The sequence below is a fragment of the Jeongeupia chitinilytica genome (assembly GCF_014652315.1).
GTDB classification, from domain to species: Bacteria; Pseudomonadota; Gammaproteobacteria; order Burkholderiales; family Chitinibacteraceae; genus Jeongeupia; species Jeongeupia chitinilytica.
In genome coordinates, this window is sequence record NZ_BMYO01000001.1 from 610,152 (window position 1) to 635,490 (window position 25,339).

The 25,339-nt window shown below is 63.9% G+C and carries 21 protein-coding genes, 3 tRNA genes and 1 pseudogene; 18 read left to right on the top strand and 7 right to left on the bottom strand.

From position 1 onward, the window contains the following. Positions 1-26 precede the first annotated feature (26 nt). The 6 genes from IE097_RS02940 (at position 27) to yegS (ending at position 8,405) form a co-directional block, all read left to right on the top strand. The gene (locus IE097_RS02940; RefSeq protein WP_189458624.1) at positions 27-1,712 is read left to right on the top strand and encodes a glutamine--tRNA ligase/YqeY domain fusion protein; all 1,686 of its coding nucleotides are present in this window, start codon (positions 27-29) and stop codon (positions 1,710-1,712) included. Then, complete coding sequence (locus IE097_RS02945; RefSeq protein ID WP_189458625.1) at positions 1,712-2,110, top strand: hypothetical protein; 399 nt, start codon at positions 1,712-1,714, stop codon at positions 2,108-2,110. The genes IE097_RS02940 and IE097_RS02945 overlap by 1 nt, the downstream gene beginning before the upstream one ends. Positions 2,111-2,175: 65 nt before the next feature. Then, the gene (locus IE097_RS02950) at positions 2,176-3,897 is read left to right on the top strand and encodes an ABC transporter ATP-binding protein/permease (RefSeq protein WP_189458626.1); all 1,722 of its coding nucleotides are present in this window, start codon (positions 2,176-2,178) and stop codon (positions 3,895-3,897) included. Between the two features lie 17 nt (positions 3,898-3,914). Further along, entirely contained in the window at positions 3,915-4,964 is a 1,050-nt protein-coding gene (hemE, locus tag IE097_RS02955) for a uroporphyrinogen decarboxylase (RefSeq protein ID WP_189458627.1), read from the top strand. A 333-nt stretch (positions 4,965-5,297) separates the two neighbouring features. Next, positions 5,298-7,463 (top strand): primosomal protein N', encoded by a 2,166-nt coding sequence (locus IE097_RS02960; protein WP_189458628.1) that lies wholly within the window; start codon positions 5,298-5,300, stop codon positions 7,461-7,463. Between the two features lie 45 nt (positions 7,464-7,508). Then, entirely contained in the window at positions 7,509-8,405 is an 897-nt protein-coding gene (gene yegS, locus IE097_RS02965) for a lipid kinase YegS (RefSeq protein WP_189458629.1), read from the top strand. A 42-nt stretch (positions 8,406-8,447) separates the two neighbouring features. Here the strand turns inward: yegS and IE097_RS02970 are convergent, their stop codons facing one another. The 4 genes from IE097_RS02970 to gspL form a co-directional block, all read right to left on the bottom strand. Further along, complete coding sequence (locus IE097_RS02970; protein ID WP_189458630.1) at positions 8,448-8,786, bottom strand: P-II family nitrogen regulator; 339 nt, start codon at positions 8,784-8,786, stop codon at positions 8,448-8,450. A 162-nt stretch (positions 8,787-8,948) separates the two neighbouring features. Then, entirely contained in the window at positions 8,949-9,674 is a 726-nt protein-coding gene (gene gspN / locus IE097_RS02975) for a type II secretion system protein N (RefSeq protein ID WP_189458631.1), read from the bottom strand. Beyond that, positions 9,671-10,144: a type II secretion system protein M gene (locus IE097_RS02980; protein ID WP_189458632.1), complete on the bottom strand. Its 474-nt coding sequence runs from the start codon at positions 10,142-10,144 to the stop codon at positions 9,671-9,673. Before IE097_RS02980 ends, gspN begins: the two co-directional genes overlap by 4 nt. A gap of 5 nt (positions 10,145-10,149) precedes the next feature. Continuing rightward, positions 10,150-11,202 (bottom strand): type II secretion system protein GspL, encoded by a 1,053-nt coding sequence (gene gspL, locus IE097_RS02985; RefSeq protein ID WP_189458633.1) that lies wholly within the window; start codon positions 11,200-11,202, stop codon positions 10,150-10,152. 176 nt (positions 11,203-11,378) lie between these two features. On the opposite strand from gspL, the gene IE097_RS02990 reads away from it, so the two are divergent. The 9 genes from IE097_RS02990 (at position 11,379) to IE097_RS03030 (ending at position 20,218) form a co-directional block, all read left to right on the top strand. Further along, positions 11,379-11,463: transfer RNA gene (locus IE097_RS02990), tRNA-Leu, on the top strand. A 131-nt stretch (positions 11,464-11,594) separates the two neighbouring features. Continuing rightward, positions 11,595-12,902, top strand: a complete 1,308-nt coding sequence (gene tig, locus IE097_RS02995) for a trigger factor (protein ID WP_189458634.1) — start codon at positions 11,595-11,597, stop codon at positions 12,900-12,902. A 124-nt stretch (positions 12,903-13,026) separates the two neighbouring features. Beyond that, the gene (clpP, locus tag IE097_RS03000) at positions 13,027-13,653 is read left to right on the top strand and encodes an ATP-dependent Clp endopeptidase proteolytic subunit ClpP (protein ID WP_189458635.1); all 627 of its coding nucleotides are present in this window, start codon (positions 13,027-13,029) and stop codon (positions 13,651-13,653) included. Between the two features lie 104 nt (positions 13,654-13,757). Continuing rightward, positions 13,758-15,041: an ATP-dependent Clp protease ATP-binding subunit ClpX gene (gene clpX / locus IE097_RS03005; protein WP_189458636.1), complete on the top strand. Its 1,284-nt coding sequence runs from the start codon at positions 13,758-13,760 to the stop codon at positions 15,039-15,041. A gap of 126 nt (positions 15,042-15,167) precedes the next feature. Further along, positions 15,168-17,597, top strand: a complete 2,430-nt coding sequence (gene lon / locus IE097_RS03010) for an endopeptidase La (protein WP_189458637.1) — start codon at positions 15,168-15,170, stop codon at positions 17,595-17,597. Between the two features lie 84 nt (positions 17,598-17,681). Then, on the top strand, positions 17,682-17,954 hold the full coding sequence (locus tag IE097_RS03015; protein WP_189458638.1) for an HU family DNA-binding protein: 273 nt from the start codon (positions 17,682-17,684) through the stop codon (positions 17,952-17,954). A gap of 38 nt (positions 17,955-17,992) precedes the next feature. Continuing rightward, positions 17,993-18,069, top strand: a tRNA-Val gene (locus tag IE097_RS03020). An 85-nt stretch (positions 18,070-18,154) separates the two neighbouring features. After that, positions 18,155-18,231 (top strand) — tRNA-Asp (locus IE097_RS03025). 145 nt (positions 18,232-18,376) lie between these two features. Further along, entirely contained in the window at positions 18,377-20,218 is a 1,842-nt protein-coding gene (locus IE097_RS03030; RefSeq protein ID WP_189458639.1) for a peptidylprolyl isomerase, read from the top strand. 45 nt (positions 20,219-20,263) lie between these two features. On the opposite strand, the gene IE097_RS03035 is transcribed toward IE097_RS03030, so the two are convergent. Beyond that, positions 20,264-21,052, bottom strand: coding sequence for an enoyl-CoA hydratase-related protein (locus tag IE097_RS03035; protein ID WP_189458640.1), 789 nt, complete (start codon positions 21,050-21,052; stop codon positions 20,264-20,266). Between the two features lie 176 nt (positions 21,053-21,228). On the opposite strand from IE097_RS03035, the gene IE097_RS03040 reads away from it, so the two are divergent. Beyond that, positions 21,229-22,116: a dienelactone hydrolase family protein gene (locus IE097_RS03040; RefSeq protein ID WP_229797394.1), complete on the top strand. Its 888-nt coding sequence runs from the start codon at positions 21,229-21,231 to the stop codon at positions 22,114-22,116. Here the strand turns inward: IE097_RS03040 and IE097_RS19230 are convergent. Together IE097_RS19230 and IE097_RS19235 are read right to left on the bottom strand one after the other, a co-directional pair. Continuing rightward, positions 22,089-22,997: an electron transfer flavoprotein subunit alpha/FixB family protein gene (locus tag IE097_RS19230; RefSeq protein WP_373295729.1), complete on the bottom strand. Its 909-nt coding sequence runs from the start codon at positions 22,995-22,997 to the stop codon at positions 22,089-22,091. The genes IE097_RS03040 and IE097_RS19230 overlap by 28 nt on opposite strands. An 81-nt stretch (positions 22,998-23,078) precedes the next feature. After that, positions 23,079-23,807, bottom strand: a pseudogene (locus IE097_RS19235) (electron transfer flavoprotein subunit beta/FixA family protein); the annotation flags it as partial. Positions 23,808-23,866: 59 nt separating this feature from the next. Here IE097_RS19235 and IE097_RS03050 point away from each other — a divergent pair. Beyond that, the gene (locus IE097_RS03050) at positions 23,867-24,286 is read left to right on the top strand and encodes a MaoC family dehydratase (protein WP_189458643.1); all 420 of its coding nucleotides are present in this window, start codon (positions 23,867-23,869) and stop codon (positions 24,284-24,286) included. A gap of 101 nt (positions 24,287-24,387) precedes the next feature. Further along, a complete protein-coding gene (locus IE097_RS03055; RefSeq protein ID WP_189458644.1) occupies positions 24,388-25,290 on the top strand; it encodes a D-hexose-6-phosphate mutarotase in 903 nt (300 codons plus the stop codon). The last annotated feature ends 49 nt before the right edge of the window (positions 25,291-25,339 follow it).

The following is a 25,339-nucleotide window of genomic DNA, read 5'->3' on the forward strand; positions in this document are numbered from 1 at the left end:
TGAGCCATTCGACAGCCCCATCGAGCATGAGCAACGAGCTTCCGGTCAGCAATTTCATCCGCCACATCATCGATACCGACCTCGCCAGCGGCAAGCGCAGCACGGTGCAGACGCGGTTTCCGCCCGAGCCCAACGGCTACCTGCACATCGGTCATGCCAAGGCGATCACCGTCAATTTCGGTCTCGCCCAGGATTACCAGGGTCTGTGCAACCTGCGCATGGACGACACCAATCCGGAGAAGGAAGAGGACGAATACGTCCAGGCGATCCAGGACGACGTGCGCTGGCTCGGTTTCGACTGGAGCGGCGAGACGCGTTTCGCGTCGGACTACTTCCAGCAGCTGTACGACTACGCCGAAGAGCTGATCCGGACCGGCAAGGCCTTTGTCTGTGACCTGACGCCTGAAGAGATGCGCCAGTACCGCGGCAACTTCGAAGTGCCGGGCCGCGAGAGCCCCTACCGTGCGCGCCCGGTCGACGACAACCTCGACCTGTTCCGCCGAATGAAGGCCGGCGAGTTCGCCGACGGCAGCAAGACGCTGCGGCTGAAGATCGACATGCAGAGCCCGAACCTGAACATGCGCGATCCGGTGATCTACCGGATCAAGCGGGCCGAACATCACCGCACCGGCAACGACTGGTGCATCTATCCGATGTACGACTACACGCACTGCATTTCGGACGCGATCGAAGGCATCACCCACAGCCTGTGCACGCTGGAGTTCGAAGACCATCGTCCGCTGTACGACTGGGTGCTGGACAACATCAGCATCGGCAACCATCCGCAGCAGATCGAATTCTCGCGCCTCGAAACGCTGTACGTCGTCACTTCGAAGCGCAAGCTCAAGCAACTGGTCGACGAGCAACTGGTCGACGGCTGGGATGATCCGCGCATGCCGACGATTTCGGGCATGCGCCGCCGTGGCTACAGTCCGGAAGGCGTGCGCCTGTTCGCCCAGCGTGCCGGCGTGTCGAAAACGCCGAACGTCGTCGACTTCTCGTCGCTCGAAGGCGCCGTGCGTGAAACGCTGGAAGAAGCCAGCCCGCGCGTCATGGCGGTGCTCGATCCGATCAAGGTGACGCTGACCAACTTCGACCCGGCAACCACCGGCTCGCGCAGCGCGCCGTTCCATCCGCACCACGAGGAGTTCGGCGAGCGCCTGGTGCCGATCGCGCGCGAGCTCTACATCGAGCGCGACGACTTTGCCGAAGTGCCGCCGCCGAAATGGCAGCGGCTGACGCCGGGCGGCGAAGTCCGCCTGCGCTACAGCTACGTGATCAAGTGCGATGAAGTGGTCAAGGATGCCGACGGCAAGGTGGTCGAGCTCAAGTGCTCGATCGATCCGGACACGCTGGGTCAGAACCCGGTCGGCCGCAAGGTCAAGGGCGTGATCCACTGGGTCTCGGCCGAACATGCCGTCGAGGCGGAAGTCCGCCTGTACGACCGGCTGTTCACCGAGGCCCGCCCGGACGCGGTGCGTGGCGACGACGGCCAGTACGTCGACTTCAAGCAGTTCATCAATGCCGACTCGCTCAAGGTCGTCACCGGTTACGTCGAAGCCTGCGTCAGCGATGCCGCGCCGGAAACGCGCTACCAGTTCGAGCGCCTCGGCTACTTCGTGACCGATCGCCACGACCACAAGGCGGGTGGCAAGCCGGTCTTCAACCGCACCGTGACACTGCGCGATTCGTGGGCCAAGGAAAACGGCTGATGCGCGCGCTGCTGTGCGCCGTGGTGCTGTGCCTGAGTGGTGCGGCGCTGGCCGACGCGTCGGCACCGGCCGTTGCCGCGCCTTTGCCGGTCTACACCGGCAAGCCCGGCCACGCGCCGGTCGAGGTGGCCTTCGATTACCTGAAGGACCGCATCGCCGACGAGCACGGTCTCGGCGAGTACCGGCAACTGGTCATCGACCAGCAGGGCAAGGGCGGCGAGATTCCGGATCAGGTGGCGTTGCGGGTCGAGATGCGCGGTCTGCTCGACGATGCCGTTGCCGTCCAGCGTTACGTCTTCGCGATGCGTTTCGACGACGTGTGGAAAATCGACGCAGTGCGACAGGACTGGCAGTGCCGGCGCAGCAAAAAAGGCTGGACGCAACGTCCTTGCCCATAATCAAACCACGCTGATTCCCGCGGGCGAGCCGGTCTCGCCCGTTCACGTTCCGAGGCCCCGACGCGATGCAGGCATCCGCTCCCGCAAATGTACCTACCGTCCGCCACCTGTTCCGGCAGTTCTGGCGACTCGCGAAACCGTTCTGGACCAGCGAGGAGAAGTGGAAGGCCTATGGCCTGCTCGCCGTCGTCGTCGGCCTGAACCTCGGTTCGGTCTACATGAACGTGTTGTTCAACAGCTGGTACAACACCTTCTACAACACGCTGCAGAACTATGATCCGGGCGGCTTCAAGGCGGCCATCGTCAAGTTCGGCTGGCTGGCGCTGATCTGGATCATCATCAGCGTCTACCGCTTCTACCTGCAGCAGGTGCTCGAGATCAAATGGCGGCGCTGGTTCGCAGGCCACCTGTCGCAGCGCTGGCTGGCGCATCAGGGCTACTACCGCCTGCAGCTGACCGACCGGCACACCGACAACCCCGACCAGCGGATCGCCGAAGACACCCAGGCCTTCGTCAGCACGACGCTCGGGCTCTCGCTCGGGCTGATGAACTCGCTGGTGACGTTCTTTTCTTTCGTCACCATCCTCTGGACGCTGTCCGGACCGCTGCACTTCACGCTGGGTGGTCACGAGTTCAACATTCCGGGCTATATGGTCTGGGTGGCGCTGATCTACGCGCTGGTCGGTTCGGTGGTGACCGTGCTGGTTGGCCGGCCGCTGGTCAAACTCAATTTCGAACAACAGCGTCGCGAGGCCGATTTCCGCTTCGGGCTGGTGCGGGTGCGCGAAAACGCCGAGTCGGTAGCGCTGTATCACGGCGAGGTCGGCGAACAACGGACGCTGCGGGCGCGAATCGACGCCTTCATCGCCAACTACTGGACACTGGTCCGCCGGCAGAAGCGGCTGATCTGGTTCACCTCGTTCTGGGGGCAACTGGCGATCATTTTCCCGATGATCGTCGCCGCGCCGCGCTACTTCGCCAAGGAGATCCCGCTCGGCGGACTGATGCAGATCAACAGCGCCTTCGGTCAGGTCTACGGTGCGCTCGATTTCGTCATCGGCAGTTTCGCTTCGCTGGCCAGCTGGAAGGCCATCATCGACCGGCTGGTGACGTTCGAGGACAGTCTGTCCAAGGCCGACGCGCTGCCGGTCGTCCGCCCGGCCGAAGCGGCCGAAGGGCTGCGGATCGACGGCCTCAACGTGCGCAAGCCGGACGGCACGCCGCTGTTCAGCGGACTGCAGCTCGAACTGCGCGCCGGCGACCGGTTGCTGGTACAGGGCCCTTCGGGCAGCGGCAAATCGACGCTGCTGCGTACGCTTGCGGGCATCTGGCCGTATTCGGATGGCGAAATGGCCTACGTGATGGAGCGCGGCGTGCTGTTCCTGGCGCAGAAGCCGTACTTGCCGCTCGGCACGCTGCGTGAAGTGCTGTGTTATCCGGCCCAGCCGTCGAGCGACGATGCCGACCTCAACGCACTGCTCGTGGCTGTCCGGCTGGAGCATCTCGTCGGCCGGCTCGACGACGTCGACAACTGGTCGCACATCCTCAGCCTGGGCGAGCAGCAGCGGATCGCCTTTGCCCGCGCGCTGTTCATCCGCCCGGCTGTCCTGATGATGGACGAAGCCAGCTCGGCGCTGGACGAAGCCAACGAAGCCATCCTCTACCAGCTGGTCGAAGACCGGCTGCCCGACAGCATCATCGTCAGTGTCGGCCACCGTTCGACGCTGCGGACCTTTCACAATCACCACCTGGAAACGCTCGGAGACGGCGGCTGGCAGCTGGCCTGAACCGGGAGCGACGACTCATGACCCAACTGCAAAACGATACCTTCCTGCGCGCACTGCTGCGCCAGCCCGTCGACTACACTCCGGTCTGGCTGATGCGCCAGGCCGGCCGCTATCTGCCGGAGTACTGTGCAACGCGCAAGCAGGCCGGCTCCTTCCTGCAACTGTGCAAGAACACCGAACTCGCGACCGAAGTCACGCTGCAACCGCTGGAACGCTTTCCGCTCGATGCCGCGATCCTGTTTTCCGACATCCTCACCGTGCCTGACGCAATGGGACTGGGGCTGTATTTCGCCGAAGGCGAAGGCCCGAAGTTCGAGCGGCCGCTGCGGGACGAGGCCGACATCCGCAAGCTGGCGGTGCCGGACCTGTCCGAACTGCAGTACGTGTTCGATGCGGTGTCGTCGATCCGCAAGGCGCTGAACGGGCGCGTGCCGCTGATCGGTTTTTCGGGCAGTCCGTTCACGCTGGCGTGCTACATGATCGAAGGCGGCAGCTCGAGCGATTTCCGCCGCGTCAAGACGATGATGTACGACCGGCCCGAGCTGCTGCACCACATCCTCGACATCAACGCGCAGACCGTTACCGATTACCTGAACGCACAGATCGATGCCGGCGCGCAGGCGGTGCAGATTTTCGATACCTGGGGCGGGGCGCTGGCCTACGGCAAATACCAGGAGTTCTCGCTCGCCTACATGCGCCGCATCGTGGCCGGGCTGAAGCGCGAGGCCGACGGTCGTCGCGTGCCGGTGATCCTGTTCACCAAGGGCGGCGGCCTGTGGCTCGAGGATCTGGCCGATACCGGCTGCGATGCGCTGGGACTCGACTGGACCGTCGACCTGGCCGATGCGCGCCGCCGTGTCGGCGACCGCGTCGCGCTGCAGGGCAATTTCGATCCGAATGCGCTGTTCGCCAAACCGGCCGCGATCGAGGCCGAGGTGGCGCGCTTGCTGACGTCCTACGGCGGCGGCAGCGGTCACGTCTTCAACCTCGGTCACGGCATCAACCAGTTCACGCCGCCGGAGCATGTTGCCGCACTGGTCGAGGCCGTACACAAGCTTTCACGCTAATGTCATGTTGCAACGCAAAATCTCAAATGTGACAAGGATTTAGCGTTGCTTCGTCAGAAATTACACTGATGCTGACCGTAAGTTACTAACAAAGGCAGGTCGGGAGTGATCGGGCTTGTCAAGCCCGATCTGCCGATATTCCGGAATTGCGTTATTTTCGTAAGTCATTGATTTATAAAGAAATGCGTATTCGGTTTAAAATTTGTGCAACCTAGCTGAATCAAGAGCAACGCTGGCTTTGGGGCACATCCGCACCAGCTGTTCACAAAGTTATCCACACAATTTGTGGGTAGTTTTCTCGACCGGCAATATTCCGTCTTGAACCCGTCCAGAATGCCGTACGTCTACCTATCGGTCGCACTTGATCTTCCCTTGCCGCGCAGTTTCGACTATCGGGCGCCAGCGGGGGTGACAGGCGTGGGCGAACGGGTCATCGTGCCTTTTGGCCGTCAGACACTGTCCGGCGTCGTGCTGGCGGTCAGCGACGTGCCGCCCGATTTCCCCAAGCTGAAGGACATCGCCGAAGCGCCGGCCGATCTGCCGGCGCTGCCGGCCGACGTCATGGCGTTGTGCCGGTTCTGTGCCGACTTCTATGCTGCCCCGCTCGGCATGGTGCTGGCGGCCGCCTTGCCGGCCGCCCTGCGTCAGCCCAGACCGTGGGCCGGCGACGGTACGCACTGGCACTGGCAGGCCGTGGATGCCGATGGCCTGCTGGCGCGGCTGTCGCCGCGGGCCAGAAAGCAGCGCCAGCTCGCCGAGCTGTTGCGCACGCCGCAAGCGCGTGAAGCCGTCCGCGACGTTGCTGGCGACGCGCTGCGCTGGCTGGGCGAGTGGCAGGCGAGCGGGGATGTCGTTGCCGTTGCGCCGGTACGCGCTGGCGGCGTACCGCGACAGGTGGCGTTGCCGGCGCTCAACGCGGCGCAGGCCGCGGCCGTGACCGCGGTGGATGCCGCCGACGGGTATGCCGCTTTCCTGCTCTACGGCGTGACCGGCTCGGGCAAGACCGAGGTCTATCTGCGCACGATTGCCGCGCGGCTGGCCCGCGACGAGCAGGTGCTGGTGCTGGTGCCGGAAATCAATCTGACGCCGCAGCTCGAGGCGCGCTTTCGCGCACGTTTTCCCGACGAGGCGATCGTCAGCCTGCACAGCGGTCTGGCCGATGGCGAGCGTACGCGCAACTGGCTGCAGGCGGCGCGGGGCGACGCGCGCATCGTCCTCGGGACGCGGCTGGCGGTGTTCACGCCCTTGCCACGGCTGGGGCTGATCGTAGTCGACGAGGAACATGACGGTTCGTACCGGCAGCAGGAAGGCGTGCGCTATTCGGCGCGTGATCTGGCGGTATGGCGGGCGCGCGACCGCAAGCTGCCGGTGCTGCTCGGCTCCGCGACGCCGAGCATCGAGACCTGGAAGAATGCCAGCGAAGGGCGCTATACGCGGCTGGACCTGCCGGTGCGTGCCGTTGCCGGCGCGGTTGCGCCGACCCTCGAGCTGCTGCCGACCGGCCGGATCGCGCTGCAGGACGGTATCCATCCGCTGGCGCTGGAGCGGCTGCGCGCGACGCTGGCGCGCTGCGGGCAGGCGCTGGTGTTCATCAATCGTCGCGGTTACGCGCCGGTCCTTGCCTGCAACGAGTGCGGCTGGGTCAGCAACTGCAAACGCTGTGAGGCCAGGCTGGTGCTGCATCTGGGCGATCGCCGCCTCCGCTGTCACCACTGCGGTTTCGAGTGCACGATTCCGGCCGAGTGTCCCGATTGCGGCAACGCCGACCTCAAGCCGCTGGGGCAGGGCACGCAGCGCATCGAGGATGCGCTGGCCGCGCGTTTTCCCGATACGCCGCCGTTGCGCATCGATCGTGACAATACCCGCCGCAAAGGCAGTCTCGAGGCGATGCTGGCGCAGGTCCACGACGGCCGGGTGCGACTGCTCGTCGGTACGCAGATGCTGGCCAAAGGCCACGATTTTGCCAATCTGCAGCTCGTGGTGGTCCTCAATGCCGATGCAGGTCTGTTCAGTGTCGACTTCCGGGCCGAAGAACGATTGTTTGCACAGTTGCTGCAGGTGGCCGGGCGTGCCGGCCGGGCCGGACAGCCCGGCCAGGTACTGATCCAGACACGCTATCCCGAGCACCCGTTCTATGCGGCGCTGCTCGCCGGCGACTATGCGGCGTTTGCCGACGAACAACTGGCGACACGGCGGGAGTTGCTGCTGCCGCCGTGTGCGGCGTGGCTGATGATCCGCGCCGAAGCCAAGCGCATCGAGACCGCGCTGGCCTTCCTGAACGCCTTGCGCGGGGCGCTGGCGGGTCAGGGCGTGCAGGCGATGACGCCGATCGCGGCGACCATGAGCCGCAAGGCCGGCTGGGAACGGGCGCAACTGCTGGTTACCGCGCCGACGCGCGGTCCGGTCGTCGCGGCGGCCTCTCACCTGGCCGAGTTGCTTGTGGCCAAGCCGCCGAAGGGCGTGCGCTGGGTGATCGACGTCGACCCGCAGGACGTCTGACGGCAAAACGCCGCATACTGATCCCGGTCCTTTGGGGAGTGCCGCATGACGACGACCATGATGTTGATCCTGAACGGCAAGGCCGCATCGAATGCCGCGGTGCGCAATGCGGTTTCCGCGCTGCGCGAGGCCGGGCACCACGTCGACGTCAGACTGACCTGGGAAGGCGGCGACGCTGCACGTTACGTCGACGAGGCCCGCCGGCTCGGGCTGGACACGGTGGTCGCCGGCGGAGGCGACGGGACCGTCAACGAGCTGGTAGTGGCCCTGCTGAAGCTGCCCGCACCTCAGCGGCCTTCACTGGCCGTGTTGCCGCTCGGCACGGCCAACGACTTCGCGCGCGGCTGCGGCATCCCGCTCGAACCCGACCTTGCCCTGGTACTGGCCTTGCAGCCACCGGTCCCGATCGACGCCGTCCGGGTCAACGACCGCGGCTTCATCAACATGGCCACCGGCGGATTCGGTACGCAGATCACCGTAGAAACACCGCCGGAGCAGAAAGCCCTGCTCGGGGGATTCGCCTATCTGCTGACTGGCCTGACACGCTTCGGGAGTCTGTCGGCCGATGCCGGGAGGCTGAGCGGTCCGGATTTCGAATGGGAAGGGCAGTTTCTGGTGCTGGGGCTGGGCAACGGCGCCCAGTCCGGCGGCGGCCACCGGCTGTGTCCGGATGCCAGACTCGACGACGGACTGCTCGATCTCCGGCTGGTCACCGGTACCGAACTGCTGCCGGCCTTGCTGCAGCAGTGGATCGACGGTGGAAACAGCGAGCGGGTGCTGACGGCGAAGCTGCCGTGGCTGACGATTGCCACGCCGCACGAGATCAACCTCAACCTCGACGGCGAACCGTTGTCCGGTACCGAGTTCCGCATTGAAGTCGAGCCGGGGGCATTGCGTTGCCATCTGCCCGCCGAATGTCCGCTCCTGCTCGGCAAGGCATGAAAAAGCCCGGCGGCGCCGGGCTGGTCACGAGGTGCGGTCGACTCAGAGCGCCTGCTCGTTGATTTCACCGGTACGGATGCGCACGACGTGCTCGACCGGCGAGACGAAGATCTTGCCGTCGCCGATCTTGCCGGTGTTGGCCGCTTTGACGATGGCTTCGATCGCGCTGTCGACCAGATCGTCGGCGAGGACGACCTCGACCTTGGCTTTGGGGAGGAAGTCGACGACATATTCGGCGCCGCGATACAGCTCGGTGTGGCCCTTCTGGCGACCGAAGCCTTTCACTTCGGTCACCGTCAGACCGGAAATCCCGAGGTCGGACAGCGCTTCGCGCACTTCGTCGAGTTTGAACGGCTTGATGATCGCTTCGATTTTTTTCATGTCGGGGTCCGTGGGCATTCACAGTGAACTGAACGCGATTATAAGCGGCTTGTGACGCTTCGAGCAGCTGTGCCGTGACCTTGGGTCGTTGTGCTCCGGTGTACGCATTGGGCTTGGTGGCACGTTACTGTCCTGCGCCCCGCCGGCTTTGGGGGCATCCGGTCAATGCGACACGGCGCCAAGCTGCAGCGTGCGGGCCTTGCCGTCACCGGGCAGGCGTTCGAGCAGGGGGGCAAACAGCGTCGCCTGGCCATCGGCGGCCTGCAAACGCAATGCTCCTTGCGGGCCTGCCGGGCCGAGTGATCCCTTGCCGCTGATGTCGAGCCGGCCGCCTTGCGGCGCCAGCTGCCAGTCCAGCGTGTCGCCGTTGCGCTGCAGTGCAATGCTGTAGTTGCCGAAGGGATTGGCCTGTGGCGTCACCAGCGAGCTGGCGTCCTGCCACAGTACGGTGGTTCCGGTCAGTGTATGGCGGTCGATCCGTCCGGCGTTGATCAGCAGCGTGCCGCCCAGCTGGAACGGTGCCAGCGGTTTGGCCAGCGCCAGCAGCGGTGCAGCCGGCAGTCGCGCATTGAGGTCTTCGATGCGTAGACCGCCGAAACCGGCCAGCAATCTTGCCGTTACCGGTGTGCCCGGGTTGCCGCTGTTCAGCGACCAGCCGAACTGGCCGCGCAGCAGCGCCGCAGGTTGCCATTGCCACGCGAGGTCCCGGACCAGCTCCTGACCGTCGAGGCCAAACTGTGTTGCGCGCCCCTCCCACAGCGTGCCGCTGATGCCGGACACTTGGAACGGTGCAGGTACAGCCCGGAGCAGCAGAGACGCGGGCAGGCGAACGAGGGCAAACAGGGCAAAAGCGAGGAGGCCGCACCCCCACAATGTACGGCGGCTCATGCTTCGACCACCAGTTCGGCCTGGACCGTACCGCGCTGGCCGTGAACCTCGGCGCGGATGATGTGCAGCTGCTGATCGTTTTCCAGCGCGGCCAACAGGGCCAGTACGCGATCGAATGGCGCACTGCCGATGACGATGCGGACCTGATCGCCCGGCAGGGCCTGCAGTTCGGCGCCGAGCTGCTGCGCGTCCAGTGTGGCCTGCACGTGCTGGCGTAGCGCGCCGGGTTCAATGGTTGCGCGACGAACGCCTGATTGTTTGAACGCAGCAACACCGCGGTGCAGCTCGGCCAGGCTGGCCTGCAATTCGGGCAATTGTCGGGAAAGCCGGGCCGACGATTGCGATACAGGCTGCCAGATGCCGGCATAGAGCACGGCAACGGCAAGCGCAGCGCCGCCGATCGACAGTGCGCGTCGTTCGCGCGGTTCGCGACCGCGCCACCAGGTTTGCAGGGGTTGGAGTCTGGACATGGGCATTACCATTGCAACCGGACCTGGTCGGCGCCGGCCGGTTCGCGGGTGAAGGTTTCACCGGCAGCAGCAAGTTGTGCCGCGAAGGTGTCGGCCGCGGCCGGCGTCAGCATCAGCGTCAGCCGGCCGTTCTGGTAGCTGATGCGGCTGATCGCGCTTGCGCCGATGCCGGCACCGTCGAGCCGCTGAAGTCGTGCCGTCAGCGTGTCGGCCTGTTTTCCGGTCTGGCGCAGTTTGCTCGCCAGCTGCAATGCCGGATCGACCACGGGCTCGCCCGGAAACGCCGCCGCGTAGCTTTGCCGCAAGGCCTGGCGAGTGGATTCGACCGATTGGCGCAACTGCCACCAGCGTGCGATGTCGCTGGTCAGCCACAAGACCAGTGCAATCGCGGCGAGCGTGCCGATCCGTTGCCAGCGGCGCCAGTCGAAGCGGGGCGTGACCCGCGGTGCGAGTGCACCTTGCAGGACGTTGACGCCGTCGCACTGTCGCAACGCAAGCTGATCGAGGTCGACCACCGTAGCGTCGGCAATCAGTGTGCCGGCCAACTCGGCATCGTCGAGCCAGACCACATCCCCCGCGTCGTCGCGCAGCAGGGCGCCCGGTGCCAGCGGCAGTTGCTGGGCGCCCTGACTCGGGTCCAGCAGGTCAGACAAGGCCCACGCAGCAGCGGGGGAACGATGGAGCGTAGCAAAACGTTGCAGCCATGCCGATAGCCAGGTCCGGTCGATACTGCGTACCTCGACTCGGCCGTCGGCCTGCTGCTGCATTGCCAGATGCAGTGATTCGACCGGCACCAGCAGCTCGTCATCGAGCGTGTGCGGCAACAGCGCGCGTAGCCTGGCCGGCGACTGGCGCGGCAGCGTCGGCACGTGCAGGCCAACAAGGGCAGGGGGGATCAGCCATTCGAGCCGGTTCGCAGCGGGCAGGGCATCCGGTAGCGATTCGCCCTGCGCCGCCACGGCGCCGGTTTGGCCTGCCCACCAGCGGAGTGGTACCGGCGATGCGGGATCTCCGTCGATCAGGACGCGAACGAGCGGGTAGCGGTGGTCGGAGTGCATGTGGCGACGGGGCGACAGGGTGGGAAAGTCGTCGCGAGTATGACACAGCCGTGTTGCGGCCAAGCGGCGGCAGCACGCGTTTGGCTGCGGTTTGTTTTTTGGCGGCGCTTTCCCCTATAATCGCAGGCTTGTCTGCAGGCTGCCTCGCTTCGATGCGCGGTTCAGTCGCCGGCGTTGCGAGCGTGGCGGAATTGGTAGACGCACTGGATTTAGGTTCCAGCGTCGCAAGACGTGAGAGTTCGAGTCTCTCCGCTCGCACCACCCGAACATCCGAATGGCATACGCCGGTTGCGGCCACTGCCAGGGTGTTCTGCCGGAACGGCCAGCCCCGAACCCTGATCGCGGCCCCTGTCGCCGCCGCGAGCGACACTCAAATTCCAAGGAAGGTTACGATGCAAGCACAACTGGAAACCCTGAACGGGCTTGAGCGCCGTCTCAGCTTCTCCGTTCCGCGTGAAGAAATCGGCAAGCAGGTCGATGCCCGCCTGAAGCGCGTGGCCAAGACCGCCAAGATTGCCGGCTTCCGTCCGGGCAAGGCGCCGATCAAGATCGTTGCACAGCAATACGGTTTCCGCGTTCAGGAAGAAGTGCTTGGCGAAACCGTCGAGCGCTCGTTCGGCGAAGCCGTGCAGGAACAGAAGCTGCAGGTTGCCGGCTACCCGCGTTTCGAGCCGAAGGCCGATGCGGCCGAAGACGGTGATTTCCAGTTCATCGCGACCTTCGAAGTCTATCCGGAAGTCGCCATCGGCGATCTCGCCGGCAAGGAAATCGAAAAGCCGACGCTGACCCTCGGCGATGCCGAAATCGACAAGACCGTCGACATCCTGCGCAAGCAGCGCACCCGTTACGAGCGCGTCGAGCGCGCTGCCGCCGATGAAGACCGCGTCATCATCGACTTCAAGGGCACCATCGACGGCGAAGCCTTCGAAGGCGGCTCGGCAGACAACTACGCCTTCCTGCTGGGCAAGGGCCAGATGCTGCCCGAGTTCGAAGCCGGCATCCGCGGCATGAAGGAAGACGAAACCAAGAACGTCGAAGTCAACTTCCCGGCCGACTACCACGGCAAGGACGTGGCCGGCAAAACCGCCGTGTTCGCGATCACCGTCAAGAACGTCGCTGCTGCACAGCTGCCGGAAGTTAACGAAGACTTCGCCAAGGCCATGGGCATTGCCGACGGCGACGTGGCCAAGATGCGCGACGAAGTGAAGAAGAACCTCGAGCGCGAAGTGCGTTTCCGCCTCAAGGCCCGCGCCAAGGAAAACGTCATGACCGCGCTGATCGAAGCGGCGCCGGTCGACCTGCCGAAGTCGCTGGTCGGTCTGGAAATCGGTCGTCTGGCCGAACAGGCCCAGGCGGACTTGAAACAGCGCGGCATCGACCCCAAGTTGGTACCGTTCTCGCCGGCCATGTTCGAAGCGCAAGCGCAGCGTCGCGTGCACCTCGGTCTAGTGCTGGCCGAACTGGTGAAGGCCAACGGTCTGGAAGCCAAACCGGAACAGACCAAGGCAATCATCGCGGATCTGGCCGAGAATTACGAAGATCCGGCCGACGTGATCGCCTGGTACTACGAAGACCGCCAGCGTCTGGCCGGTCCGGAATCGATGGCGCTCGAAGACAATGTCGTGGACTTCGTTCTGTCCAAGGCCAAGGCTGTTGAAAAGCCGGTCAGCTTTGAAGAGCTGATGGGCCAGCAGGGCTAAGTTTCCTCCCTTGCTGAGCGGCCGGTCCGGGCTGCGGCAGACGTGACCTTCGGGTGCGCTGCTGCAACCGGCCGGCCGTTGTCGTCTGGTAGCGAAGAAAACAACCCACTCATTTGAGGTGATCATGCAACGATCGGAATTTGACCCGCAAGGCCTCGGCTATGTGCCGATGGTGATCGAACAGAGTGGTCGTGGTGAGCGCGCGTACGACATCTACTCGCGGCTGTTGCGCGAGCGGGTGATCTTTCTGGTCGGCCCGGTGAACGATGCCACGGCCAACGTGATCGTCGCGCAGCTGCTGTTTCTGGAAAGCGAAAATCCGGACAAGGACATCCACCTTTACATCAACTCGCCCGGCGGTTCGGTCACGGCCGGTCTGGCGATTTACGACACGATGCAGTTCATCAAGCCGAAGGTGTCGACCTTGTGCAACGGCCTTGCCGCATCGATGGGTGCCTTCCTGCTGGCCGCAGGTGCCGAAGGCAAGCGGTTTGCGCTGCCGAACTCGCGCATCATGATCCACCAGCCGCTGATCGGCGGTCTGGCCGGTCAGGCGTCGGACATCGAGATCCACGCACGCGAGCTGCTGAAGACCAAGCGTTCGCTCAATGAAATGCTTGCCAAGCATACCGGTCAGCCGATCGAAACGATCGAGCGCGATACCGACCGCGACAACTTCATGAGCGCTGCCGAAGCCAAGACCTACGGCCTGATCGACGACGTGCTGGTCTCCCGCCAGGCACTTGCCTGAGTATTCGACTGAACGATGTTTGTTCGCCCGGCGCGCGGCGCCGGGTGATTTGCTGATACGCTGTGCGCATCCACCCCGAAGCGTAACCTCAAGGAGGGGGGACCATGACCGACAAGACCAACGAAAAACTGCTGTACTGCTCGTTCTGCGGCAAAAGCCAGCACGAGGTGAAGAAACTCATCGCCGGCCCGCAGGTGTTCATCTGCAACGAGTGCATCGAGCTGTGCACCGACATCCTCAAGGATGAGGCCACGCAACTGCCCGGAGTCGAAACGGCGGCCGACGGCAGCAAGAAGCTGCCGGTGCCGACCGAGATTCGCGGCACGCTCGACCAGTACGTGATCGGCCAGGAACGTGCCAAGAAAATTCTGGCCGTGGCGGTCTACAACCATTTCAAGCGACTCTCGACCAAGGGCAGCAAGTCCGTGTCGGGCGTCGAACTCGCCAAGTCGAACATCCTGTTGATCGGGCCGACCGGCTCGGGCAAGACGCTGCTGGCGCAGACGCTGGCCAAGCTCCTCGACGTGCCGTTCGTGATCGCGGATGCGACAACGCTGACCGAAGCCGGCTACGTCGGTGAAGACGTCGAGCACATCATTGCCAAGCTCCTGGCGCAATGCGACTACGACATCGAGAAGGCGCAGCGCGGCATCGTCTATATCGATGAGATCGACAAGATTGCCCGCAAGTCGGAAAACCCGTCGATTACCCGTGACGTGTCGGGCGAGGGCGTGCAGCAGGCGCTGCTCAAACTGGTCGAAGGTACCGTGGCGTCGGTGCCGCCGCATGGCGGCCGCAAGCATCCGAATCACGAGATGCCGCAGGTCGATACCACGAACATCCTGTTCATCTGCGGTGGCGCATTTGAAGGTCTGGCGAAGATCATCCGCAACCGCTCGGTCAAGGGCGGGATCGGTTTTGGCGCCGAGGTCGTCAGCAAGGACGACAAGGCCGGTCTCGGCACCGTGCTGCACGACGTCGAACCCGACGATCTGGTGCGCTTCGGTCTGATTCCGGAGTTCGTCGGTCGTCTGCCGGTGATCGCGACGCTCGACGAGCTCGACGAAGCCGCGCTGGTCAACATTCTCACCGAACCGAAGAACGCGCTGCTCAAGCAGTACCAGGCACTGTTCGACATGGAGGGTGTCGAGCTCGACATCGAAGCCGACGCGCTGGCTGCGATCGCCAAGAAAGCGATGGAGCGCCGGACCGGTGCCCGTGGCCTGCGTTCGATCCTCGAAGGGACGCTGCTGGATACGATGTACGAGCTGCCGGCACTCGAGGGTGTGGCCAAGGTCGTTGTCGACAAGGCCGTGATTGACAGCGGGACGCCACCGCAGCTGGTTTACGGCGCGGTGGACGAGCCGGACCAGCCCGAAGCTGCCTGATCCAGTATCCGCCCGCCCTGTGCGGGCGGTTATCTTTGGGCAACGTGGACGCCCGGGCGTTGAAGTTCCGCCGGGCCGCCCACATTATTCGAACAACGCATAGCAACCTCATTCAAGGCAAACAACATGTCCGAGCCGCACGTGCCGCAGACCGAATCCGCCGCGTACCCGATGCTGCCGCTGAGGGACGTCGTCGTCTTCCCGCACATGGTGATTCCGCTTTTCGTCGGTCGGCCCAAGTCGATCAAGGCGCTGGAAGCGGCCATGGAAGCCGGGCGCCATATCCTGCTTGTCGCGCAGAAGAATGCGCAGAAAGATGAACCGGTGCTGGCCGACATTTACCCGGTCGGCACCATCGCCACGGTGTTGCAACTGCTGAAACTGCCCGACGGTACCGTCAAGGTGCTGGTCGAAGGCGTGCAGCGTGCCACCGTGACTTCGCTGGTCGACGAAGACGGCTACTTCCATGCCGACGCGACACCGTTCGACGGTGACGAGCACGAAGGCCACGAAGTCGAGGCCATGCGTCGCGCACTGCTGGCGCAGTTCGACCAGTACGTCAAACTCAACAAGAAGATCCCGCCGGAAATCCTCACCTCGCTGTCGGGGATCGAATCGGCCGGCCGTCTTGCCGATACCGTGGCCGCGCACCTGCCGCTCAAGCTCGAGCAGAAGCAGGCCATTCTGGAAATGCCCGACGTCGGCCGGCGCATGGATCACCTGCTCAAGCAGCTCGAGAACGAACTCGACATCCTGCAGGTCGAGAAGCGCATCCGTGGCCGCGTGAAGCGGCAGATGGAGAAGAGCCAGCGCGAGTACTACCTGAACGAACAGGTCAAGGCGATCCAGAAGGAGCTCGGGGAGCTCGACGAGAACGCCGATCTGGAAGAACTGGAAAAGAAGATCAAGCTCGCCGGCATGAGCAAGGAAGGCCGGGAAAAGGCCGATGCCGAGCTCAAGAAGCTGAAGATGATGTCGCCGATGAGCGCCGAGGCAGCGGTCGTGCGCAACTACATCGACACCCTGCTGGGCGTGCCCTGGAAGAAGAAGACCAAGATCAGCAAGGATCTGGTTGGTGCCGAGGAAGTGCTCGACATCGACCACTACGGACTCGAGAAGGTCAAGGAACGCATTGTCGAGTATCTCGCGGTGCAGACCCGCGTCGACAAGCTCAAGGCCCCGATCCTCTGCCTCGTCGGCCCGCCCGGCGTCGGCAAGACCTCGCTCGGTGAAAGCATTGCCCGCGCAACCGGCCGCAAGTTCGTCCGGATGGCGCTGGGCGGCGTGCGCGACGAAGCCGAAATCCGCGGCCATCGTCGCACCTATATCGGTTCGATGCCGGGCAAGATCGTCCAGAGCATGACCAAGGTCGGCGTCAAGAACCCGCTGTTCCTGCTCGACGAAGTCGACAAGCTCGGTCAGGATTTCCGTGGCGATCCGTCGTCGGCGCTGCTCGAAGTACTCGACCCGGAACAGAACCACGCGTTCAGCGATCATTACCTGGAAGTCGACTACGACCTTTCCGACGTGATGTTCGTGGCGACGGCCAATACGCTGAACATTCCGCCGGCGCTGCTCGACCGGATGGAGGTCATCCGCCTGTCCGGCTACACCGAGGACGAGAAGGTCAATATCGCGCTGAAGTATCTGGTGCCGAAACAGACCAAGAACAACGGCGTGGCCGACGGCGAACTCGACATTTCCGAAGCCGCAGTGCGCGACATCGTGCGTTACTACACGCGCGAAGCCGGCGTCCGTTCGCTCGACCGCGAGATCGCCAAGATCTGCCGCAAGGTCGTCAAGAACCTGATGCTCAAGCCGCAGGCCAAGAAGGTGCTGGTCACGCCGAAGACGCTGGAGAAGTACCTCGGCGTGAAGCGTTACGAATATGGCGTTGCCGAACAACAGAACCAGGTCGGCCAGGTCACCGGTCTGGCATGGACCGAAGTCGGCGGCGAGCTGCTGACGATCGAAGCGGTCACGATGCCGGGCAAGGGCAACATCCTGCGCACCGGTACGCTTGGCGACGTGATGAAGGAGTCGATCGAAGCCGCGCGTTCGGTCGTTCGCAGTCGTGCCGAACGCCTCGGTATCGGCACCGATGCCTTTGAAAAGAAGGACATCCACGTCCACCTGCCCGAAGGGGCGACGCCGAAGGACGGCCCGAGCGCCGGTATTGCCCTGGCGACGGCGCTGGTGTCGGTGCTGACCGATATTCCGGTTCGCTGCGACGTGGCGATGACCGGTGAAATCACCCTGCGTGGCGAAGTGTTGCCGATTGGTGGATTGAAGGAAAAACTGCTGGCAGCGCATCGCGGCGGAATCAAGCAGGTATTGATTCCGGAAGGCAACGTGAAGGACTTGTCTGAAATTCCTGACAATGTAAAACGTGGCCTTGTCATTCATCCCGTGAAATGGTTTGATCAAGTGTTGGGCTTTGCGCTGGAAAGGCAGCCCGTCGCGCTTGAACAAATCGCAGAAAGCACGACCGAAATTGTCAGCAAGAATGCAGCTTCCGAGGACGAGCAATCCCGCTCGCATCAGACGAAACACTAGTTGACACGTATTTTTGCCGCTTGCTATAAACTCTCTAGCAATCGGCCCGCCGGACCTAACCAACCAGAATGAAAGGGGACGTAAGTGAATAAATCTGAACTGATCGACGCTATCGCTGAATCTGCAGGCCTGTCCAAGGCTGCCGCTGGCAAGTCGCTCGATGCTGCAATCGAAGCCATTTCCAAGGCGCTGCAAGGCGGCGACGAAGTGACGCTGGTCGGTTTCGGCACCTTCTACGTTGCCGAGCGCGAAGCCCGCAGCGGCCGCAATCCGCGTACCGGCGAAACCATTGAAATCGCCGCAGCGAAACAGCCGAAATTTAGGGCTGGCAAATCGCTGAAAGATGCAGTACAATGATGTTCTTTCGTTGCTGCTGATGCAGTGACGAAACGGTTGGGTGGTTAGCTCAGTTGGTTAGAGCACCTGCTTCACACGCAGGGGGTCGGTGGTTCGAATCCACTACTACCCACCAATAAAGCGAAATTTGTTGGTCAGTAAATTGAAGCAAAAATAAGTTTGCAAAATTTCTGAAGCACGATATAATCGCTTTCTCTTCTGGAGCGGTAGTTCAGTTGGTTAGAATACCGGCCTGTCACGCCGGGGGTCGCGGGTTCGAGTCCCGTCCGCTCCGCCAGATTTGAGCAAAAAGCCAAGCGAAAGCTTGGCTTTTTGCTTTTCTGTCGTTTCATTTCTACGAAACGACGATGCCCCTGCCATTCGAGACAGCATGGTGCGGTTCTGGCATCATACTCCGCGAATTCTCGCGGAGTTGCGTATCCATGTTTGATCTTGTCCAGAAAAACAAAACGGCCGTTCAGGTCGTGCTTGGCCTGGTGGCGTTGGGGCTGGTGGTTGGCTTCGGTGTGTCCGGCTATAGCGCGATGCAAGGCGGGGACGACTTCTATGCCAAGGTCGACGGCAGCCGCATCACCGAGCGTGAAGTGGCGCAGGCGACCAGCGGCCGTCCGGTCTCGAACGAAGAAAAACCCAAGGTCGTCGAGCAGCTGGTTCAGCAGAGACTGCTGCTGCAAGCCGCTGCAAAGCAGAACTTTGCCGCGACCGACGCCGAGTTGCAGAAAGCCATCATGGCGATTCCTGCCTTTCAGGAAAACGGCCAGTTCAGCCCGAAGCGTTATGAGGAACTGTTGGCGGCCCAGCAGATGACGGTCGCACAGTTCGAAGAACGTCTGCGCGACGACATTGCCCTTCGCCAGCTGCTGTCGGCCTTCGTTTCCGGCAACTTCCAGTCGCAACGGACGATGGACCGGATGGCCAAGCTGCTGGGTGAAAAGCGCACGGTCTCGGTGGCCTTGCTCAAGCCGGAAAACTACCTTGCCCAGGTCAACGTCAGCGATGCCGAGATCAAGCAGTACTACGACAAGCACCAGCAGGAACTGAAAACGCCGGAGATGGTGAAACTGGCCTATGTCGTGCTGTCGCAGGCCGATTTGGCTCAGGCGCAAACCGTCAGCGATGCCGAGGTGCAACAGTATTTCGACGCGCACAAGGCCGATCTGGGCAAGGAAGAGCGCCGCGCGGCGCACATCCTGATTGCCGTTCCCAAGGGGGCCGGCGCCGAACAGGTGGCGGCAGCCAAGGCCAAAGCCGAGACGGTGCTGAAGGACGTCCGTGCCAACCCGGCTCGTTTCGCCGAGCTGGCCAAGCAGTATTCGCAGGATCCGGGTTCGGCGGAACAGGGTGGCGATCTGGGCTGGTTCGGTCCCGGTGCCATGGTCAAGCCGTTCGACGATGCGGTGTTCAAGCTTGAAAAGGGCCAGCTCAGCGGCGTTGTGCAGAGCGATTTCGGTTTCCACATCATCAAGCTTGAAGACGTGCGTGGCCGTACGCTGGCCGACCTGAAGCCGGAGATCGAGCAGAAGCTCAAGCTGCAGAAGGCGCAGACCACGTTCCAGAGCCAGTTGGAGAAATTCAACGAAGTCGTCTACCAGCAGGGCAGCAGCCTGCAGCCGGCCGCGGACCAGTTCAAGTTGCAGGTGCAACAGAGCGGCTGGGTGACCCGCCAGGGCGCGCAGGATCCGCAACTGAACAATCCGAAGCTGTTTGACGCGGTGTTCAGCGACGACGTCCTGAAGGGCAAACACAATACCGAAGCGATCGAAGTGGCGCCGGGTACAGTGGTGTCGGCGCGCATCGTCGAGCACAAACCGGCAGCGGTACCGCCGCTGGCGACCGTATCGGCGGAGCTGTCGGCCAAGCTCAAGCAGGAAAAGACACTGAAGCTGGCCCAGGACGACGGCGCGCGCAAGCTGGCCGCGCTGCAGAAGGGCGAGACCGTTGCCGCCGACTGGCAACCGGGTGGCGAGCTCAATCGTGGCGAGCAGCGCGGCATCGATCCGCAAACACTGAATGCGGTGTTCCGTGCGCCGGCGGACAAGCTGCCGGCTTATGTCGGCAATGTCGTGCCGCAACAGGGTTATGTCCTGTTCCGCGTCGAGAAGTCGACCCCGGCACCGCAGCTGGACCCGCAACTGCTGCAACGCATGCGCGAGGGACTTGGTCAGATGTATGGGCAGGTCGAGATTGCGAACTACATCGACAGCCTGCGGAAGTCGGCAAAGATCGAGTACGGTCGGGCACTGCAGGCCAAGCCTGCGCAGTAAGCGCTTCGGCAAACAAAACGGCGGGGAAACCCGCCGTTCTTATTTTTACGTCGAACGCCAGCGCGGCAGCCGCGATTCGAGCTGCGCGCGTATGCCTTCCTCGGCTTCGGGATGACGGTGCAGGTGGGCCAGACGGTGCGCCAGATCCGAGTTCATGGCGTCGTCGATCGGCCGGTGCGCGACCGATGCAATCAGCCGTTTGGCCGTCAACAAGGCATGCGGGCCGTTCTGCAGAACGGCGGCGAGCCAGATGTCGCACCATTGCTCGATCTCGGCCGCGTCGTTGCCGAGCTCATGGACCAGACCGATCTGTTGCGCGGTTTGGGCACTGAAATGCTCGCCGGTCAGCAGATAGCGCCGCGCGGCGCTCACGCCGATCTGGGTAACCAGGTAGGGGGCAATCATCGCCGGCACCAGACCGGCGCGGACGTCGGGCACGGCGAAACGGCTGTCGCGGTGGGCAACGATCAGGTCGCAACAGGCAATCAGTCCGACGCCGACGCCGACGGTCTGACCGTGGACACGGGCAATCGTCGGCACCGGCATCCGGTCGACCAGCTGCAGCAGCCGCGCCAGTTCGAGCGCTTCGTCGAAATGGTGGTCCTGGTCATGTTCGAGCATCCTGGCCTGCCAGCGTTCGTCCTGGCCGGTACAGAAGTCGCTGCCTTGTGCCTTGAGCACTACAGCGCGGAGGCGTGCATTCTGGGACAATGCCGTCAGGCAGGCCGTGAGCTCGGCAATGAGGATTTCGTTGACGGTCTGGGTGCCGTCCGCGTGCAACGTCACCGTTGCCACACCGTTGTCCGAGAATTCGTAGCTCAGTGTGTCACTCATGATCGGCTCAGGGTTGACTGTTGCTGGCATGCTACCAGCATCCTTGCTGCTTGGGTCTACGTCTGTCAGGAATGCGGTCGCGGTTGGGCCTGCGGCCGGCGCTGTGCTACATTGCGACGTTTTTCGGGGCCATTTCCGGCGCCGATGCGGTATTGGCTGTGAAGGCAGATTCGGGATTGTCCATTCAAGTGCGTGACGTCATCAAATCCCTGTTGTGGGGCCTGCTGCTGCTCGCCCCGATCCCGGCGTTCGCGGTTCCGGTCGCGTTCGGTGGCTCGAACGGTACCACTCTCACGGGCGAGTATTTCCCGCCACCGAACGGCGCCCAGCGCGCACCGGCCATGCTGCTGCTGCACGGCTGTGGCGGCCTGTGGAGCAGGCCCGGCGTGCTGACCGTACGCCATGCGCGCATGGCGAGTCTGCTGCAGGAACTCGGCTATGGCGTACTGCTGCTCGACAGTTTCAGCAACCGCGGTCTGCGGGAACAGTGCACGGTACCGGCCAGCGAACGCAGGGTGAATGTGCAGCAGCGCGTCGACGATGCGCAACGTGCGGTCAACTGGCTCAAGCTGCGCCGGGAGATCGACGCCAATCGTGTCGGAGCCCTCGGCTGGTCCAACGGTGCGACGACGCTGCTGAACCTGGTCGGCAAGGAAAAGCCCGGCATCAAGACGGCGGTGGCGTTCTATCCGGGGTGCGCGCAGCTGGCGCGCCGCGCCCGCTACGTGCCGGCGGTACCGACGCTGATCCTGATCGGCGAAGCCGACGACTGGACACCGGCGGAAGCCTGTCAGCGTCTCGCCGAGAAGGTGGCCGACGATACCTTCCACCTCGTCACCTATCCGGACACCTATCACGATTTCGACGTGCCGGGTAACGGCACGCGTGTCCGCAAGGATGTACCGGCAGCGGTCGACCCCAGCTACGGGGTGACGATTGCGCCGAACCAGACCGCGACCGACGATGCTTACCGGCGGACTTTCAAATGGATCGGCCGCTGGCTCGATCCGGATCGGCTCAAGCCGTCGCGCAACGACTACAACCCGGTGCTGCGCCTGCAATAGGCGTCGAGTGCGCCGCACAACGCCGGCACGGCCTCGAACAGGTCTGCCTCCCAGGCGATGTCGGCCAGCCGCATCATCGGTGCATCCGGGTCGGTGTTGATCGCGACGATCAGCTTGCTGTCGCGCATGCCGGCAAGATGTTGCGCTGCGCCGGAGATGCCCGCAGCGACATAGAGTTCGGGGGACACGATCTGCCCGGTCTGGCCCACCTGCAAGCTGTTCGGTGCGTAACCTGCGTCGACTGCCGCACGCGATGCCGCCAGTGCGCCCCCTAGGCGTTCTGCCAGTGGTTGCAGCACCAGTCGGAAGCGGTCCGCCGAGGCCAGTGCGCGACCGCCGGCAACCAGTGCACGGGCATCCTTGAGCGCCAGGCCGCCCTGCGCCTGGCGTCCGAGCACACGCAGCAGCGGTGTCGCTACCGAAGCCGGTGGCGACACCGCCCGCCGGACCGGCAGGTCACCAGCCACAGGCGGGAAGGCCGCTGCGCGTACCGTCATCCACTGCCGCGGTTGTCCGCTCTGTACCGTTTCGATCAGGTCGCCGGCATGGATCGCCCGTCGTACGGTGTCGCCGGAGACGAGCTCGATGACGTCGCTGAAGGGCTGTGCGCCGTCGAGTGCGGCGGCGCGCGGCAGCCAGTCCTTGCCCGTACTGTCGGCGGCGCCGATCACGTAGCGATAGTCCCGGGCCAGTGCCGCAATCCAGCTCGCCAGGGCAACGACGTCGGTCGGGACGGCCTCGCAGTGCAGGCGCTGCGTCGCGCCCTGCAGCACGGCATCGTCGGTCGCCGGATCGGCGAGCACGTCGATGTCGGCCGCCAGCCGTACCGCCGCGCTGATCAGGCCGGGGATTTCCGCCACCGGCACACCATGGGTGACCACCAGCGCGCGCGACGATGAATCGAACGGCGCCGGTCTGGTACCAAGGGCTGTATTGGCCCGACCGAGGCCGCCGCGCGCGACGAGCGCGGCGACGCATTCGTCGGCCGACGTCACGCGAATGCCTGCGGGACGTGCGGGGGGATGCGCCACCGCCAGACGCCGGCATTGGGGGATGATGCTGATGCCCAGTGTCGCCGGCGCCAGCTGTTCGATGGTCTTGCGCTTGGCGGCCATCAGCGCCGGCAGTTTCACGTAGCGCGGTGTATTGAGGCGCAGATCGGCGCTGATCACTGCCGGCAGGGCAAACTCGACCGTCTCGATCCCGCCGTCGATCTCGCGTTCCACCTGCCAGTCCGGATGACCGGCGCGGATGGCCGATGCGAAGCACGCCTGCGGCCAGCCAAGCAGGCCGGCGCACATTTGCGCGACCTGATTCGCGTCGTCATCGATCGCCTGTTTGCCGAGCAGCAGCAGATCGACCTGCTCGCTGCGTGCCAGCGTTGCCAGCAGCCGGGCCACCTGCAGCGGTTCCGGGGCGAGCGGCACGTCGATGTGCAGGGCGCGATCCGCGCCCAGTGCCAGCGCCTGCCGCAAGGTCTCTTCGACCTCGGCCGGGCCGATGCTGACCGCAACGATTTCGCCGGCGTGCCCGGCCTCGCGGAGCCGGACGGCCTCCTCCAGCGCGATGGCATCGAACGGATTCATCGCCATGCGCACGTTGGCGAGGTCGACATCGAGCCCGTCGCTGCGCGGAGAAACGCGGATCGCATGATCGGCGACCCGCTTGACCGGAACCAGTACCTTGAACATCGTCTTGTCACAGCATATGCATACGTTGTCCCAATTCTAACGGCTGCGCCGAGGTACACATGCAATACGGCTTTGAAGACCTGTCGATCGGCCTGTCGGCCGAATACCGAAAAACGGTCACCGAGACCGATGTCGTCCTGTTTGCCGGCCTGTCCGGTGACAACAACCCGATGCACATCGACGAGGAGTTCGCGCGCGAGACGCGTTTCGGCGGCCGCATCATTCACGGCATGCTGACCGCGTCGCTGCTGTCGACGGTGATCGGCACCCGCATGCCCGGTCCGGGCGTGATCTACATGGCGCAGAACCTGCGATTCCTCAAGCCGGTGAAGATCGGCGACACGGTGACCGCCAGTGCAACGGTGAGCGAGCTGATGCCGGAAAAACAGCGTGCGCGGCTGGTGACACGCTGCACGGTCCGCGGCGAAGCGGTGATCGACGGCGATGCACTGGTCTGGGTGCCGCTGCGCAAGGCTTAGGCGCTGCGTAAGCGGATTTGGCCGGTTTTGCGTTTCGCGCCACCGCCGGTCCGGCCGGCATCGCTTTGGTCTAGAATCGGCGTTTTACCCGGGATGACACCATGACTTCGCTTTCCGCTTTCGATTCGCGCCTGACCGATGTAGACGGCGTCTCCATCATTTCGTCGTCGACCGTTTTTGGTGGCGAGGGCGGACTGCCGCTGCTGGCGGTCGAAAACGCACAGGGCAAAGCACTGATCGCGCTGCAGGGGGCGCATCTGGTGTCGTTCGTGCCGGCGGGCGGCGAGGACGTATTCTGGCTGTCGCCGAAAGTCGCGTTTACCGAAGGCAAGGCGATCCGCGGCGGTATTCCGCTGTGCCTGCCGTGGTTCGGCGGTCATCCCGACGGCAAGCCGGCACACGGTTTTGCGCGCATCAGCCAGTGGCAGCTTGCGGCCGCCGAGACCGTGGCGGACGGTGCCACCCGTGTGACGCTGGTACTGGAGCCAAGCGACCTGTCGCAGAAGTTGTGGGGCGAGGACTTCCGTGCCGAACTGGTGGTGACCGTCGGCAGTGCGCTGACGCTCGACCTCCGCTTCGAACACCGGGGCCGCACCCCGGTCGCGTTCAGCCAGGCCTTCCACACCTATTTCGCGGTTGACGATGTTCGGCAGTCAACCATCGGCGGCCTCGACGGTACGACGTTCATCAACACCGTTGGTGGCGCGAACACCCGCCATGCCCAGAGCGGGGCGCTGCAGCTCGCCGGCCCGACCGATCGCGTCTACGTCAATGTCCCGGCGGTGCAGACGATCACCACACCGAGCCGGACGATCCGCATCGACAGCACCACGCAAAGCGCCGTGGTCTGGAACCCGTGGGCCGAGTCTGCAGCGAACATGGCCGACATCGGCGACGCGTGGTCGCAGTACCTGTGCGTCGAGCGCGGCGACGTGTTCGACAACGCGGCCGAACTGGCGCCGGGCGCCAGCTACCGCGCGACAATGACGCTGTCGGTCGACTGATCGGCCAAGAACCCGCGCAGCGCCCGGCCGAGCCGGGCGTTGTCGTTTT